This window comes from Roseicyclus sp., assembly GCF_018402035.1.
In the GTDB taxonomy this organism is placed as follows: Bacteria; Pseudomonadota; Alphaproteobacteria; order Rhodobacterales; family Rhodobacteraceae; genus Roseicyclus.
In genome coordinates this window covers 187,119-202,487 of record NZ_JAGYJN010000003.1, presented here as the reverse complement: position 1 = coordinate 202,487, position 15,369 = coordinate 187,119, and the positions used below count along the sequence as shown (strand labels likewise).

Annotated in this window: 12 protein-coding genes; 5 read left to right on the top strand and 7 right to left on the bottom strand. The window is 58.9% G+C overall.

The window, feature by feature from the left end; all coding sequences use genetic code 11:
• Positions 1 to 4: 4 nt before the first annotated feature.
• On the top strand, positions 5 to 484 hold the full coding sequence (locus KG698_RS07025; RefSeq protein WP_213684849.1) for an RNA pyrophosphohydrolase: 480 nt from the start codon (positions 5 to 7) through the stop codon (positions 482 to 484).
• A 91-nt stretch (positions 485 to 575) separates the two neighbouring features.
• On the opposite strand, the gene KG698_RS07020 is transcribed toward KG698_RS07025, so the two are convergent.
• From KG698_RS07020 to KG698_RS07010, 3 genes are read right to left on the bottom strand one after another with little or no spacing between them, the layout of a single operon-like run.
• The gene (locus tag KG698_RS07020; RefSeq protein ID WP_213684848.1) at positions 576 to 2,291 is read right to left on the bottom strand and encodes a polysaccharide pyruvyl transferase family protein; all 1,716 of its coding nucleotides are present in this window, start codon (positions 2,289 to 2,291) and stop codon (positions 576 to 578) included.
• Between the two features lie 9 nt (positions 2,292 to 2,300).
• A complete protein-coding gene (locus KG698_RS07015; protein ID WP_213684847.1) occupies positions 2,301 to 3,014 on the bottom strand; it encodes a sulfotransferase family 2 domain-containing protein in 714 nt (237 codons plus the stop codon).
• On the bottom strand, positions 3,011 to 6,361 hold the full coding sequence (locus tag KG698_RS07010) for a glycosyltransferase (protein WP_213684846.1): 3,351 nt from the start codon (positions 6,359 to 6,361) through the stop codon (positions 3,011 to 3,013). The genes KG698_RS07015 and KG698_RS07010 overlap by 4 nt, the downstream gene beginning before the upstream one ends.
• 441 nt (positions 6,362 to 6,802) lie before the next feature.
• On the opposite strand from KG698_RS07010, the gene KG698_RS07005 reads away from it, so the two are divergent.
• Positions 6,803 to 9,745, top strand: coding sequence for an error-prone DNA polymerase (locus KG698_RS07005; protein ID WP_213684845.1), 2,943 nt, complete (start codon positions 6,803 to 6,805; stop codon positions 9,743 to 9,745).
• 45 nt (positions 9,746 to 9,790) lie between these two features.
• Here KG698_RS07005 and pip read toward each other — a convergent pair whose 3' ends face one another.
• Positions 9,791 to 10,780, bottom strand: coding sequence for a prolyl aminopeptidase (gene pip, locus KG698_RS07000; protein WP_213684844.1), 990 nt, complete (start codon positions 10,778 to 10,780; stop codon positions 9,791 to 9,793).
• Between the two features lie 69 nt (positions 10,781 to 10,849).
• Between pip and ubiG the strand changes: the two genes are divergently transcribed.
• Positions 10,850 to 11,596, top strand: a complete 747-nt coding sequence (gene ubiG, locus KG698_RS06995; protein WP_213684843.1) for a bifunctional 2-polyprenyl-6-hydroxyphenol methylase/3-demethylubiquinol 3-O-methyltransferase UbiG — start codon at positions 10,850 to 10,852, stop codon at positions 11,594 to 11,596.
• Here the strand turns inward: ubiG and KG698_RS06990 are convergent.
• Genes KG698_RS06990 through KG698_RS06980 form a run of 3 tightly spaced genes read right to left on the bottom strand, consistent with a single transcriptional unit; the run spans position 11,593 to position 13,120 of the window.
• The gene (locus KG698_RS06990; RefSeq protein ID WP_213684842.1) at positions 11,593 to 12,036 is read right to left on the bottom strand and encodes a MarR family transcriptional regulator; all 444 of its coding nucleotides are present in this window, start codon (positions 12,034 to 12,036) and stop codon (positions 11,593 to 11,595) included. The two genes, ubiG and KG698_RS06990, sit on opposite strands and share 4 nt — an antisense overlap.
• A gap of 59 nt (positions 12,037 to 12,095) precedes the next feature.
• Positions 12,096 to 12,356, bottom strand: coding sequence for a glutaredoxin 3 (grxC, locus tag KG698_RS06985; protein ID WP_213684841.1), 261 nt, complete (start codon positions 12,354 to 12,356; stop codon positions 12,096 to 12,098).
• Between the two features lie 38 nt (positions 12,357 to 12,394).
• Positions 12,395 to 13,120: a ComF family protein gene (locus tag KG698_RS06980; RefSeq protein ID WP_213684840.1), complete on the bottom strand. Its 726-nt coding sequence runs from the start codon at positions 13,118 to 13,120 to the stop codon at positions 12,395 to 12,397.
• A gap of 41 nt (positions 13,121 to 13,161) precedes the next feature.
• Here KG698_RS06980 and KG698_RS06975 point away from each other — a divergent pair, with 41 nt between their 5' ends.
• Positions 13,162 to 14,031, top strand: coding sequence for a methyltransferase domain-containing protein (locus KG698_RS06975; RefSeq protein WP_213685007.1), 870 nt, complete (start codon positions 13,162 to 13,164; stop codon positions 14,029 to 14,031).
• 17 nt (positions 14,032 to 14,048) lie between these two features.
• Positions 14,049 to 15,119, top strand: a complete 1,071-nt coding sequence (gene hemH, locus KG698_RS06970; RefSeq protein WP_213685006.1) for a ferrochelatase — start codon at positions 14,049 to 14,051, stop codon at positions 15,117 to 15,119.
• Positions 15,120 to 15,369: the final 250 nt, after the last annotated feature.

Below are 15,369 nucleotides of genomic sequence, written 5' to 3'. Positions count from 1 at the left end.
CCCCGTGACACCTGCAGAGATCGCGCGCCTGCCCTATCGCCCTTGTGTCGGCGTGGTGCTGACCCATGCCGATGGCCGGGTGTTTGCGGGCCAACGCGCCGATATGGCGAGCCCCGCTTGGCAAATGCCACAGGGCGGCATCGATGATGGCGAAACGCCGCGCGATGCCGCCTATCGCGAATTGCGGGAGGAAACCGGCGTCGGCCACGATGCGGTGCGGCTGGTGGCCGAGACGGCCGATTGGCACCATTACGACCTACCGATTGACGTCGTGCCAACCCGCTGGAAAGGCCGCTATCGCGGTCAAGCGCAGAAATGGGTGCAGTTTGAACTGACCGCGCCCGACAGCGTGATAGACCTGACGCATCAAGACGTAGAATTCTCCAACTGGCGCTGGATGACGGGGGCCGAGCTTCTGCAGGTGATCGTGCCGTTCAAACGCCCGATCTATGCGGCGGTACTGGCGGAGTTTAGGGTGGCGTGAGCATGCAAGATTGCTTTGGTGATCAATGAGTTGACCACGCCACAAACTGAGTAATCAAAAAATCGGCCCTCTAGGGCTTACTCCGATCATATCAACTATTGACGCGCTTAGCCAAATGCTTGGCGGCATCTAGGCTAAGGCAACTTTTAGCCTTCTCCATTAGTAGGTAGTCTCTGGCGGCTATGACATTTCCATCCCGCATCAGAACTTCAATGAACGCCTTGAGAATGCGTTCAGTCCAAATGGATTCATTTTGGTTCAGATAGAATCGCAAGAGGGCCTCACAACTCGGATCGGAATTCGACTTCAATAGCACTTGTGATAATCTAAAAAATAAGGCTTCATCCAGATTTGCTGAATCCTCTTTTTCAAGGACGACTAGAACTAAATCTAGAATTTTATTCTGCACCTCTGCTTCGGCTAGAGCGCATATCAAACGTTCAACACTTGCAAGATTCCAATCACCAAGATTGGATAGATTGACCGCCGCTGAGATCTTTCGACCTGCCGCGGAATCATCCATATTCGAAATTGTTTCAGAGAAATGTTGACTATGATCATCTAAATACTTGCGCTTTTCATACAGCCCCTTCAAGGGAACAAGGCCGGCCCGCTTAGTGATGTCAAAATACTCTTTCAGCCTCTCATTATAGATATCTTGAAACTTATCGATCGAGTCTTTTGAAAAAGCTTGGCCAAGAATTTCTTTTACATCACCTGCAATTACATTCTGTAGCGATACGCTTGGGATCGAAAAGTGCTCTGTGAGTTCTTTCACACGAACATCATTATAAATGAAAAATGCAGGTCGCCCAGTTTGTAAGCTTACCACACCACCATGAAATCGGTCGCCGAAAAAGTAGTCATTCGCACTTGCGAACTGTCGCCAAGATCGCGCATCACGGAAAAACCTATAATCTCTAACCGGAACGCTATACCCAAAACTATCTAGGTAAGAGCTAATGATTCTCGGATCGCATTTGTTATCAGCGTCACTATATAAATCCGGAGTATCCTCGAGTTCTAAAAGTGTGAGTAAATCGTTCTGAAAGACATAACTCAGCTCTAAGTTAGACGCAATTCTTATAAGACTAGACATACGCTCTGGCTGATAACCAAGCAAATGTCGGCGATCCAAGTAACCTGCAGTAACACCCTTCTTATTATTTATTTCGCTGATTGGCTTTATCGACTGCACTTGTGAGGGATAAACATATAGGCTTGGGCATCCCAATGCTGTTGCGCGATCACACCCAATCGACCAAAGATATGACTGCGTCTCAGCACCTCTACATCCAAATATCTCAGCTTTATTGTTTATCTCATTCAAAAATTCAGCGAGCTCAGGTAGAATGTCCTCCTTGACCTCGAGGCGCTCTTGCATCCCAATACCAAAAACATATAACGGAACGTTAATTGCACGCACGATTTCAGATAGACGGCTGAAGTGCTGCCTTTGACTTTCTTCTTTTCCAACAATAGGCGGCGCAATTAAATTTGCAAAAGAAAAGAAAACTGCGTCGAAATTTGATGATAGCCTCTGCTGAAACTCTTGCCGCCTCGAATGACATTCTGAACGGAAAAAGCTTTCGATCCCTCCCATAACGCTTAATGCAGGGTCAAACTCAAAAGTCTTTGCGACGGCCTCGTTATGAACTACATTCCCGACATTATTCGAACTTGCTGCTATCTGCGATTTAAGCTGCCTAAGCGTGCGAGCAGATTGCAGCGGCAGGCCAGTCTTTAAATGCAAATTCGCATGGCTACTGGGATAGCCGGGATTTGCCGGATGAAATAATGCGCGCATTTAATTCCCCTATAGGAACTTTCTTATGGCAAATTTATAGAGGCGGATATCCTGCTGATTTAGCTCCTCAATTCGCGCAAGTGTGGATGAATGCACATCTTTGAAGGAATGTCTCCCGACATTTACGTCTTTCCCGATATCAACTTCCTTGCCAATCACTTTTGATAGACTTCGAACCGATATTGGAAAATACTCCTGAAATCCAACAAAATCAAACTTTTCTTCAATGTTTTCGACAGCAAGGCGAAACGGATTTACTCCCTCACCTGCACGACCATTACCGATGCCTGAGATTACCTTGACCATAAAGTTTGAGAACTCCCAATGCGATTGATTAGCAAAAAAATCGTTTATATCTAACGAAGTCCGAATACGACTACCAATTGGTCCCTGATCAACGTTTCTCAAATGATAATAGTGTGATATTGTCCGAGAGACCGGATGCCGCATGAAACACATATAACGGGATGCATCGGAAAGCCCGACGACCGTATGCAATCCATACAGCGAGTGACCATAAATCATGTCATAGTCCTGGGGAGATCCCTCTTTGAGGCGATTCACATCCTGCGGACCGTAAACGAAGAAAGTTGACAATCCCTTTGTGTTTCCCAAAGCTGATTTAAGGGTGCCCCCTGCTGTTTTGGTGAGGTGCAGGAATATTTTGGTCCCTGTCTTGTGCACCAGACCCGGATGATCGGAACGTTCGGCGTGATCGGTCATCTTGTGCTTTCCTGTATTATTAGCGCACCCCGCGCCTCATCCAGCCCCGCTTTCCAGCCGCGGTGTTTTGCTTCGATGTTGCCAAGGCGGCGCGGTTCTTCTTTGGGGCTGATGGCATAGCGATAGGCCCATCCGCGATAATCGGTCTGTTCGCGCTTGATCCGTGCGGCAAGCGCATCCTCGGTCCCATCGCCAAGCGCATAGCCGAAATGGGTAAAGAAAAACGCCGCCTCGGTGCGGGCGCGTTTGAATGTCTCATCCGGGTCGTAATCATGCGAGTGATAGACACAGGCCGTCGGCGCAAAGAGCTTGGTCAGCCCCGCTTCGATGATATCGCGCGCCCAGACTTGGTCTTCGCCATAGTCCACCTCGGGATAGGGGAAATCGGCCCAGACCGCGCGCCGCATGGCAGAGTTGTTGTCAGAATAGAAATGCAGCAATTGCCGCCAGCCCAGATCGCCCGAGGCCCATTTCTCAGGATCGGTATCGCGCGACAGGACAAGCGGGTGTTGCAACATATTGTCGAAATGCCCCTCGATCTCTTGGCGGACCCATGCGGGGTGATGCGGATAGGGGATATGCCGCCCAAACAGGCCCGCAGCCGTGGGGACATGGGCGAACATGGCACAGATATCATGCGCCCAAGTCGCTGTGGCGGGGATGGCATCTTGGGTCAGAAAGGCAATGAGCGGCGCTGTGCCCGCCGCCGCAGCCTGATTGCGGGTGCGCCCATGCTGGAAATCGGCTTGGTCAATCTCGATCAGCGCGATATCGCGCTGTGCGCGCAGCCATTGCGCTGTTCCATCGGAGGAGTTGGAATCAATGCAGTAGATCTGGATCGCCTCGGCCATGTTTTGACGCCGGATCGCGGCGATGACCGGTTCAGTCTCACCCAAGCCGTTCCACGTGGGGATGACGACATCAAGCTGGGTTTGCTTGGGCCGCGCCACAGCGGGGGCCGCGATCTTGCTGGCTTTACGCGCAACCAGCCGATCACGCATAGCCCCCTCGACAATCCGCGCGCTGTCATCCCATGAAAAGCCAGCCGCCCATGTCTGACCCTGCTTGGCCTGCTTGCGGCGCAGCGCCTTATTGTCGAGCAGCTTGGCAAGCTTGGCCGCGATATCGGCGGGCTCTGGCCCGGCAAGCGTGACAACCCCTTTGGGAAAGATCGCGCGCGTGCTTTCGCCATCCAACTCGACCACCGGCAGGCCACAGGCCATCATCTCTTGCGGCACAAGCGAGTAATTCGTGCCGGAGAAGCAGATCCCGATGTCACAAGACCGGTAAAGCGCGGCCAGCTTTTGCGCGCCCAGAACACCATGATTCACGCCGGAAAAGCCGGCCTGCACAAAGGGCAAATCGGCTTGGCCAAAGAAATGCACCTCGAAATCATCGCGCGTGGTGGCCAGTTGTTCCAGCGCGATCAGCGACAGGGCGACACAGCGCCGGGCCGTATGATTGCGCGCGTAAACGGCGATGCGCAGCGGCCCATCGGTCTGTTCTTGCGACTGGGCCGACGGATCGGTTGGGGTGTAGATTTCAGCATCATACGCCAAATGAAAACTGCGCGCCCAAAGCCCGTAGCGCTCGCGCATCATGCTTTCCAGCCAAGGGCTAGCACAGATGCAGGACAGGCCGAAGTGATAGGTTTGTAGGGCCAGAAGCCGTTCCGACCCGGTGGGGTAAAATTCCACCTCGTGATCTTGCACGAAGTAGAACTTTTCGTGAAAGCCCGTGGCAGCGCGCGCCAGATACGCCGTGGACCATCCTGTTGCGATCACCGCATCGCCGCGCGCATCGAAAAACCCGTTCTCGACGAAATCGACCTCGGCCCCGATACATTGGAAATGTTTGACGATGGTGTCCCATGCCGCCGCGGGCGTGGTGTGAAACACCGGCGCCTCGATCCAGACCTTGCAGCGATGGCCGAACATCTCTTGGAACTTGATCATCCGAAAGATCGTCATATGCCCGCCTGATCCGGGCTGAAAATCGGGGACGATCCAATGCTGGGTCAGCGCATCCATCTGGATCTTGGCAGGTGGGCGTATCTGTTTACGCCCTGTTTTCGCTGCATGCAGAACCACCTGCAGATGCAGGGGAAGTGAGGCGCTTTCAGCCCCTTTCAAAAGTCGGAACGGCGCATCTTCGCGAACGCGCCGCCCCTCGGCCTTGCCGAACAAGATATAGTGCAAAAACGGATTGATATCGCCGCTGGCGATGTCGGGATAGCGCTCGATATAGTACCTCGTCGAGAAATCGGGGCGCGGATCGCGACGCTCGCGCCAACCGATCGCCATGTAGTGGATGAGAAGGGCGTCATCGGTACTGGCGTCAACATCGGGGTTCATGGCGCGGTAAAAGGCCGGGTCAAAGGCATGCCGTACGGCATCAAGATCTCTGGGATCGACCCTCTCCCTGAGCGGGCGTGTCTTTGGCTGGGCAAAGCGAACCCCGATCTGCGCGTAATGCAGCAAGGGGTTCACCCCCGCATCGGCCAGTTCCGGGTTGGTTTGCAGGTAATAGGCGGTCTCGAAATCGGCGGCCGGGTTGCGCCCTTCGCGCCATCCATGTTTGTGATAATGCAGCGCGAGGTCATGCGCATTGCCGCGCATATCGGGGTATTGCGCGGCATAGAATTCAGCGTCGAAGAAGGCCGCAATGGATGCAACGGCCTCTTGGTCGGACAGCATGGCAAGCGATTGAGGCGATGCTGTCGCAGGAGCGCTTGGCGCTTGCGCGCCATCTTGCCAAGGGGCGAGCAGCCGCCCCTCCTTTTGGCCGTAAAGCGCGAAGTGGAGGAAGGGATTTGTCCCCGCATTGCGCACATCGGGATGCGCCTCCAGATAGGCCGCACCAGAAAAGCGCGCGCTGGGTGTCAAACCGCCTAGCCAGCCAATCACCAGATAATGCGACAACAACGTCTCAGCAGGAAGATGGGCAAGCGCGGGCACCTGCGCATGGTAATGTTCAGCATCGAACAGATTGCGCACCAAACCAATCACATTGCTGGCATGCTCGGGGCCCTTGTCGCGCCCCCAAAAGCTCAGATGCGTTGCACGCCCCTCAGATCGCCCGCGCGCCATGTAATGGGCAAATGGGTTCACATTGGCCGCCGCGACATCGGTGTTGTTGGTCAAATAGCGGCGCACCGAAAAGAATGGCGTCGGGTCAAGGCCCGCCTGCCATCCGGACTCCATGAAATGCCTCAGCAATGCCTGATCGCTCAAAGCGGCAAAATCGGCATGTAAAACCCGGTAAAATGCGGGGTCAAAGGCTTCGCTGACGTCACGCGACACCCTGTGTGATGCGGCGGGCAGGATACTGTTCAACAATTTCAGCACGGGCACCCCACATCACGCTCAAGGATATTTTGCACACTAAAGTTCGAAATAAAATGTCTAATGATGAATTTTGCTGGTCTTGGCGGTCGCCCGCGAGGCCGGATCATCGCGATATGCGCTGAGGCGTGGCATGCCATAGCCGCGTTGCGCCGCGTCAAGGATTGGGCGGCGTCCTACGGGTAATCTGCAAGCCATGCACCTGTTGCTGCTGACCGCTCCGAAAGGACATATCGTGAGAATGATCGCCACCTTGATGATATTCTCTGGCCTGATCTTGCTGTCTGGCTGCACGGGCCCTGCGCCGTGTCGCTACCCGATTTCGGGCGCAGCTTGCGCCGCCGATGATCCGGTGCATGACCTGCGGGCGGGGATAATTCCACCGATATAGCGCGATAGTTTGCACCCTCCCAATGAGAACAAAAGGTGAATATACTGCGTGTCATGGGATTCGCGGAACTGTCCATCACCTCCAACTTCACCTTCCTCACCGGCGGTTCGCACCCCGAGGAATATGCAAGGCGTGCGGCCCTGCTTGGCCTGCCCGCCATCGCCATCGCTGATGAGAACTCGGTCTCAGGGGTGGTGCGCGCGTGGACGGAACTCAAGAAAATCGCGCAAGAGATCGACGATGCCAAAACCGCGCGCGCCGATCCTATCGGCCCGCCCAAGCCCGCGCATCTGCCCGCGCCCCCGCGCGCGCCCATCGATCATCTGCCGCGCCTGATGCCCGCCGCCTGTCTGGTGCTGACGGGCGGCCTGACCCTGACCGCGTTGCCGCGCGACAGGCTGGGGTGGGGAAACCTGTGCCGTATCCTATCCGCCGGGCGGCGGCGCGCGAAAAAGGGCGCGTGCGAACTCAGCGCTGACGATGTGCTGACATTTGCCGATGGTCTGGCGCTGTTGCTGCACGCCCCCGACCGGCCCAGCGCCGAATGGCGGCGCGATGCGGCGCGGCTTGTCGCGGCGCGAAAGCACCAGATGCACCTGTTGATGGCCCCCGCTTATGATGGGCAGGATGCGGGCCGTTTCGCCGCTGCACGCACTTTGGCGCAAACGCTCGACCTGCTGCCCGTCGCCTCGGCCCGGCCGATCATGCATCACGGGGGTCGTCGGCGGCTGACCGATATTCTGACCTGCATCCGCGAGGGGCTGCGGGTCGAGGATTTAGGCACCCATGCCCTTGCCAATGCCGAACAGCGCCTACGCGGCGAGGATGAGATGCGGCGCATCTTTCGCGAGCATGCCGATGCCGTTGACCGCGCGGGCGAGATCGCGGCGGGGCTGCAATTCGACATCGGCAGTTTGCGCTACGAATACCCATCCGAGATTGCAGAGGGCGAAACCGCCGCCGACCGGCTCAAGCGGCTGGCGCAAGCGGGGCTTGCATGGCGCTACCCCCAAGGCATCCCGGAACGCGCGCTAACCCAGCTTGCCCATGAGCTACGCCTGATCGGCAAGCTGGGCTACGAGCCCTATTTCCTGACCGTCCATGATATCGTGGCCTTTGCCCGGTCGCGCGGCATCTTGTGCCAAGGGCGCGGATCGGCGGCCAATTCCATCACCTGTTACGCGCTGGGGGTGACATCCGTCAGCCCCGAGATCGGAACGATGGTCTTCGAGCGTTTCGTGTCCGAGGCGCGCGGCGAGCCGCCCGATATCGATGTCGATTTCGAACATGAGCGGCGGGAAGAGGTGATCCAGCACATCTATGAGCGCTACGGCCGCCACCGCGCGGGGCTTTGCGCGACCGTGATCCATTATCGCGGCAAACGCGCCGTGCGCGAGGTGGGCCGCGCCATGGGTCTGTCCGAAGATGTGCTGTCCGCGCTCAGTTCGCAAATCTGGGGCTCATGGTCCAAGACCGGGCCGGAACTGGCCCGCCTGCGCGAGATCGGGCTCGACCCCGACAGCCCACGCCTGCAACAGACCATGGCGCTGATCGAAGAGATCATCGGTTTTCCGCGCCACCTGTCCCAGCATGTGGGCGGTTTCATCATCACCGAAGGGCGGCTGGACGAGTTGGTGCCAATCGAAAACGCCAGCATGGAGGATCGCACCGTCATCGCATGGGACAAGGATGATATCGACAGCTTGGGCATCCTCAAGGTCGATATCCTCGCGCTGGGGATGCTGTCTTGCATCCGCAAGGCCTTTGGCCTTTTGCGCCAGCATCATCAGGTCGATTACACGCTGGCCACGCTGCCCCCCGAAGATCCGGCAGTCTATGACATGCTGTGCAAATCCGACACGCTGGGGGTGTTTCAGGTCGAAAGCCGCGCGCAGATGAATTTCCTGCCGCGCATGCGCCCGCGCTGTTTCTACGATCTGGTAATCCAGGTCGCGATCATCCGACCGGGGCCGATCCAAGGCGACATGGTCCACCCCTTCATCCGGCGGCGGAATGGGGAAGAGCCGGTCAGCTTTCCCTCCGACGATCTGGGGCGCGTCTTGGGCAAAACGCTGGGCGTGCCGCTGTTCCAAGAACAGGCGATGCAGATCGCCATCACCGGCGCGGGATTTACGCCTGAGGAGGCAGACGGGCTGCGCCGGGCGCTCGCCACCTTCAAGAAACATGGGAGCGTGACGGAATTCCGCACAAGGTTTTTGCGCGGCATGCGCGCCAATGGCTATGATGATGATTTCGCCGAGCGCTGCTTTTCCCAGATCGAAGGCTTCGGCAGCTACGGTTTCCCCGAAAGCCACGCGGCCAGCTTCGCGCTTTTGGTCTATGCATCCAGCTGGCTCAAGCGCCACCACCCCGGCATCTTTGCCTGCGCGCTTTTGAATTCCCAGCCGATGGGGTTTTACGCCCCCGCCCAGATCGTGCGCGATGCCCGCGAACATGGGGTCGAGATTAGGCCCGTCTGCATCAACCGCTCGCATTGGGACCATGTGATGGAACGGACCGAGCGTGGCGATCTGGCGCTCAGGCTCGGCTTTCGCCAGATCAAGGCAATGCGCGAGGATGAGGCCGATTGGCTGATGGCGGCGCGCGGCAATGGCTACACCACGCTCGAGGATGTCTGGCGGCGTGCCGGTCTGGCCGCGCGCAGCCTGACCATTCTGGCCGAGGCCGATGCCTTTGCATCGCTGGGGATTTCGCGGCGCGACGCGCTATGGGCCGCCCGCGCCTTGGTGCCAAAGAACGAATTGCCGCTGTTCTCGGGTGATCTGGATGGCGAGGGGATCGTGGAACCCTCGGCCCATCTGCCGCAGATGACCGAGGGCGAGGCCGTGGTGGAGGATTACGTCGCCATGCGCCTGACGCTGCGATCCCATCCCGTGGCGCTGATCCGCCACCACCTCAGCCCAGGGATTGATCGGCGGCTGTTGGCGGCGCATGTCCCTTCCAAGGGACATGAAAGCGCCTTGCAAGGCGCTTAACCCGCGGCGTTCGCCGCGATACGGGCTTTTGAAAGCCCGTCCAACTCACAGCCCAAACTTGACCCGCTTTTCGCCGACCTGGCCCATCACCCGCACCAGCTCTTGGCTGATACCGGGCTCCGACAGCGCATGGCCTGCGGCCTTGATCATGTGCAGCCGCCCCGAGGGCCAACCGCTGACCAGCCGATGCGCCGAAAGCGGTGGGCAGATCATGTCATAGCGGCCCTGCACGATCGTGCCGGGAATATGCGCGATCCGGTGCAGGTCGCGCAAAATCTGGCCATCGACCTCGAGAAAACCCTTGTTCATGAAATAGTGGTTTTCCAGCCGCGCAAAGGCGCGCGCGTAATCGGCCGGCCCTTCGCCACCGCCGCCATCGCTCTCCATCGAGGCCAGCGCGTTTTCCCATGACGCCCAAGCCCGCGCATAACGTGTCTCGACCATCAGATCGCCGGAAAACAGGCGCCGGTTATAGGCCGCGATGAGATCGCCACGCTCTTCTTCGGGGATCATGGCGACGAACCGGCCCCATTGGTCGGGCCAGAATTGCCCGGCACCACCGCCATAGAACCAATCCAACTCGCGCTGCATCGACAAGAACACACCGCGCAGCGCCAGATAGGCCACATGCCCGGGATGGGCCTGTGCGTAGATCAGGCCAAGCGTGGCACCCCAGCTTCCGCCGAAAACCGCCCAACGCTCGATGCCCAGCGTATGGCGGATGCGCTCGATATCGGCGACCAGATGCCATGTGGTGTTGGCCCGCACACTGGCATGGGGCCGTGAGCGCCCACAGCCGCGCTGATCGAACAAAATGATCCGCCACAGTGCCGGGTCGAAATAGCGCCGCATCGCGGGGCTACAGCCGCCGCCCGGCCCACCATGGAGCACCACGACCGGCGCACCATCGGGGTTGCCGCATTGCTCGACATAGATGTGATGCCCATCGCCCACATCCAGCATACGCTGATCGAAGGGGTCGATCGGCGGGTAAAGATGGGCGACTGCGCGCTTTTGGCCGGAGAATTTGTCCATGCCGCTCCTATATAGACCGATAATCAGGGTCCGCCGCGATCAAATTGACAGAATGTGAGGAAAGATTCCATGGCACAGGTCAACCAAACCGTCGATGACGCCGAAATCGCGAAATTCGAGGCGATGGCCACCGAATGGTGGGATCCGAACGGCAAGTTCAAACCGCTGCATATGCTCAACCCCACGCGGCTTGATTACATCACCCGTCAGATCGCGGCAGAATACGGGCGCGACCTGACCAAGCCCCTGCCGTTTGCGGGGTTGCGCATTCTCGATATCGGCTGTGGTGGCGGGCTTTTGGCCGAACCCATGGCAAGGTTGGGCGCCGATGTCGTGGGCGCGGACGCCGCACCGCGCAACATTCCCGTGGCGCAAATCCACGCGCAGAAATCGGGCCTGACCATCGATTATCGCCACACCACCGCCGAGGCGCTGGCAGAGGCAGGCGAGCAATTCGATGTCGTGCTGAACATGGAAGTGGTCGAGCATGTCGCCGACCCGCTGGCCTATCTGACCGCCTGTCAGCAGCTTTTGAAGCGCGACGGGCTGATGATCTGCTCGACCATCAACCGCAATCCCAAAAGCTTTCTCATGGCGATCATCGGGGCGGAATATGTCATGCGCTGGCTGCCCAAGGGCACCCATGAATGGGCCAAGTTCATCACCCCCGATGAGCTTTATGACCTGATCCGCAAAGCGGGCCTTGATCCAGTGGACCGCAAGGGCTTTGTCTTTAACAAGCTGACATGGAGTTGGTCGATCTCGGGGCGCGATTTGTCGGTGAATTACGTCACCGCCTCGCTCAAGCGGGCCTAGCCTTCGTTCTCCAGCCGCAGCCGCATCTCGCGGATCACCGGGATGGCTTGGCGCACGCGGTCAGCCCCGATCTCGCGCACTGTCTCCGACAAGATCGGCACGATGGCTGACAAGGCGGCCTCGCGGGCGCGCCGCCCTGCGGGGCTGATCGACACAAGCTTGCGGCGCGCATCATCCCAATCGGGGCGGATATGCACATAGCCCGCCCATTCCAGCCGGTTGAGCGTGTTGGTCATCGCGCCGCGCGTGACGTGAAAGACCCGCGCGATCTGGGCGGGCGTCTTTTCCTCACTGGCCGATGCCAGATGGTTCAGCACCGAAAAATGGCTAAGCTCCATCCCCTTGGGCAACGCACGGCTCAGCCGGTTCCGCGCCAATTGGTCGGCCATGAACATCTCACTGAACAGTGCGATGGAAAGGGGGTCGTCGGTGCTTGCCATAGCGCGATCTAGCCACCCCTTGCCCCGATCTGGCAAGGGGGCGAAGGGTCGCAAGTCCCTCAATTATCGGTCAAAAGCGCGTCGAGTTTCCCGGCATGGTCAAGTGCGGCCATGTCGTCGAAGCCACCGATATGGCGCGCGCCGATAAAGATCTGCGGCACCGTATGGCGGCCATTGGCGCGGCCCATCATGTCTTGGCGCAGCTTGGGGTCACGCGACACATCATATTCCACAAAGCTGGCGCCCTTGGCAGCCAACAGGCGCTTGGCGGCATGGCAATAACCGCAAAGCGGCGATGTATAGATCTCGATATTCGGCATCCGCGCATCCCCTTCGAAGGCGTGATCTCCCCCCTGATCTAGCCATCGCGCGCCACGCGCGCCAGTGCGATCACATCAACACCATCGGCACCTGCGCGCAAACAAGCCTGCGTCGCGGCGGAAAACGTCGCCCCCGATGTCATGACATCATCGACCAACAGCACCCGCCGCCCGGCAAGGCGCGCCATGTGGCGCGGATGGGCGCGGATCGCAGCATCAAGATTGGCAAAGCGCCCATCGCGGTCGCGCCCATCTTGGCTGGCGGTATAGCGCGGCCGGATCAAGGCATCGGCCAACCAATCGCGCCCCGACACGCTGGCCAAGGACTTGGCAAGCAGGGCCGCTTGGTTGAACCGCCGCTGGGCCAGCCGCCGCCAATGCAGCGGGATCGGCACGATCACCGGATCACCGGCCAAAAGATCGGCCCCCGCCCGCGCCAGCCAAGGGCCAGCAGCGCGCGCCACCTCGGCCCGGTCGGCATGTTTCAGGCCCAAGACCAGTTTGCGGCCATTGTCGGCGTAATGCATCACCGCCCGACCCCGCGCCCAAGGCCGTGCGACACCATGGCAATCTTCGCAAACCAAGACCTCGTCACCGCCTGTCTGCCCCGGCAGACCCACACCGCACAGATCGCATGCCGCCCCAAAGATGAAGGGCGTTTCACGCCAACATGGCCCGCAAACTGCGAAGTCGCTGTCCACCCGCGCCCCGCAACACAGGCATTCCGGCGGAAAGACCGCACGCAGCAGCGTTTGCAATCTCATCGTATTCCCCTAAGTAGCACCGGATCATGCGACAAGATCCGATGACATTGGCCCAGAACAGCCCACAGCCGCGCCTTGCGGACCCCGCCCGCCTTGCGCAGGCGCGGGCGCGCGCACGGCTGGACCTGGCCGGTTTCCTGCATGACGAGGCCAAGGCCGAGCTTCAGGAAAGACTCATCGACGTTAACAGAAGGTTTACGGCACCCGCGCTGGTCACCGCCTTTCCCGACTATTGGGCCGATCTTGCCCCCGGCGCGCGGATGGTCGCCCCCGATGAGGTGCTCGATCTGACGCCTGGCACGCATGATCTGGTAATACACGCCATGGCGCTGCATTGGGCCGATGACCCGGTGGGCCAGATCGTGCAATGCCGCCGCGCGCTCCGCCCCGACGGGCTGTTTCTGTCGGCGGCCTTTGGTGGTGAAACGCTTGTCGAATTGCGCACAGCCCTTGCACAGGCCGAGACCGAGGTGCTGGGCGGTCTGTCGCCGCGCGTGGCGCCGATGGCCGAAATCCGCGATATGGGCGGGCTGTTGCAGCGCGCGGGCCTTGCCCTGCCGGTGGCCGACCGCCTACCCAAGACAGTGACCTATCCCGATGCCTTTGCGCTAATGGCCGATCTGCGCGCAATGGGTGAGACCAATGCGCTGGCCGACCGCCACCGCAAACCCGCCCCCCGCGCCCTTTTCGCGCGCATGGCCGCGATCTATGCCGCTAACTTTCCCGCCGCCGATGATGAAAAACGGATCCGCGCCAGCTTTGAGATCGTATTCCTTTCTGGATGGGCGCCACACGACAGCCAACAAAAACCGCTCCGCCCCGGTGCGGCCAAGGCGCGTCTTGCCGACGCGCTTGGCACATCGGCGTTTGACGAAACCGCCCGGCCGGTCCTACACCCGTCCGACGATTGAGGTCGCTAGAAATGAATATGATGTCCGAGACACAAGCCGCTCAGCCCGCCAATGACCTGCCACATGCCCCCGCCGATCACCCGCGGGTCAGCTTTGGCAAGGTCGGCATCTTGCTTGCCAATCTCGGCACGCCCGATCACTACAGCTATTGGCCGATGCGCCGCTATCTGAACGAGTTCCTCTCGGATCGTCGGGTGATCGACTATAGCCCGTGGATCTGGCAGCCGCTTTTGCAACTCATCATCCTGACCAAGCGGCCCTTTTCGTCAGGTGCCAATTACAAATCGATCTGGAACGAAGAGCTGAATGAAAGCCCGCTGATGACCATCACCAAGGCGCAAACCGCGCTGATGGCCGAACGCATGGCTGAACGCTTTGGCGACCGAGTCGTGGTCGATTTCTGCATGCGCTATGGCAACCCCTCGACCAAGTCCAAGGTCGATGCGCTGATCGCCCAAGGCTGCACCAAGATCGTCTTTTTCCCGCTTTATCCGCAATATGCCGGTGCCACCTCGGCCACGGCCTGCGACCAGTTTTTCCGCAGCCTTGAGAATATCAAGTGGCAGCCCCTCGTGCGCACGGTCGAACCTTATTACGAGAACCCGATTTATATCGACGCGCTGGCCCAGTCGGTCGAGCGCGCCTATGCGGGCCTTGAGCAGCGCCCCGATGTGCTGGTGTGCAGCTATCACGGCGTGCCCAAGCGCTATTTGCTGGAGGGCGACCCCTATCATTGCCAATGCCAGAAAACCACGCGCCTGCTGCGCGAGCGTCTGGGCTGGGACAAGACCGAGATCGTCACCACTTTCCAAAGCCGCTTTGGCCCCGAAGAATGGCTGAAACCCTACACGGTGGAAGAGGTCGCGCGGCTGGCCGAGCAGGGCAAAAAGCGCATCGCGGTGATTGCCCCCGCGTTCAGCGCCGATTGCATCGAAACGCTGGAAGAGATCAACGAAGAGATCAAGGAAAGCTTCGAGCATGCAGGCGGTGAGGAATTCACCTATATCCCCTGCCTCAACGATGATGCGGCGCATATCGATGCGCTGGCATCGGTGGTCGAAGACAATCTGAAAGGCTGGCTGGACTAAGCGCGCTTAGGCGGCAATGTGGCTATTGGCGGGGCGGCCGGTGAAAAGCCGGTCGCCAACGCGCACCGTGACCATGCCATTATCATGGCGTCGTTCAAATGTGCCTTGGATGTAAACGCTGCTTCCCAAAACGATTGTTACAAGCACGGCGACAATCCCCAGAAATTACCCCAAGGCCATCATACCGGCAAACAGGTGAGATTTCTCTTTTAATTCATCATCTTAAGTTTATATTCTTGATATCTTTCGC

Excerpts from the sequence above, each read along its gene's own strand:
- KG698_RS07020 (WP_213684848.1), bottom strand. The coding sequence starts at position 2,291 with ATGCGCGCATTATTTCATCCGGCAAATCCCGGCTATCCCAGTAGCCAT.
- KG698_RS07015 (WP_213684847.1), bottom strand. The coding sequence starts at position 3,014 with ATGACCGATCACGCCGAACGTTCCGATCATCCGGGTCTGGTGCACAAG.
- KG698_RS07005 (WP_213684845.1), top strand. The coding sequence starts at position 6,803 with ATGGGATTCGCGGAACTGTCCATCACCTCCAACTTCACCTTCCTCACC.
- pip (WP_213684844.1), bottom strand. The coding sequence starts at position 10,780 with ATGGACAAATTCTCCGGCCAAAAGCGCGCAGTCGCCCATCTTTACCCG.
- ubiG (WP_213684843.1), top strand. The coding sequence starts at position 10,850 with ATGGCACAGGTCAACCAAACCGTCGATGACGCCGAAATCGCGAAATTC.
- KG698_RS06990 (WP_213684842.1), bottom strand. The coding sequence starts at position 12,036 with ATGGCAAGCACCGACGACCCCCTTTCCATCGCACTGTTCAGTGAGATG.
- grxC (WP_213684841.1), bottom strand. The coding sequence starts at position 12,356 with ATGCCGAATATCGAGATCTATACATCGCCGCTTTGCGGTTATTGCCAT.
- KG698_RS06980 (WP_213684840.1), bottom strand. The coding sequence starts at position 13,120 with ATGAGATTGCAAACGCTGCTGCGTGCGGTCTTTCCGCCGGAATGCCTG.
- KG698_RS06975 (WP_213685007.1), top strand. The coding sequence starts at position 13,162 with ATGACATTGGCCCAGAACAGCCCACAGCCGCGCCTTGCGGACCCCGCC.
- hemH (WP_213685006.1), top strand. The coding sequence starts at position 14,049 with ATGATGTCCGAGACACAAGCCGCTCAGCCCGCCAATGACCTGCCACAT.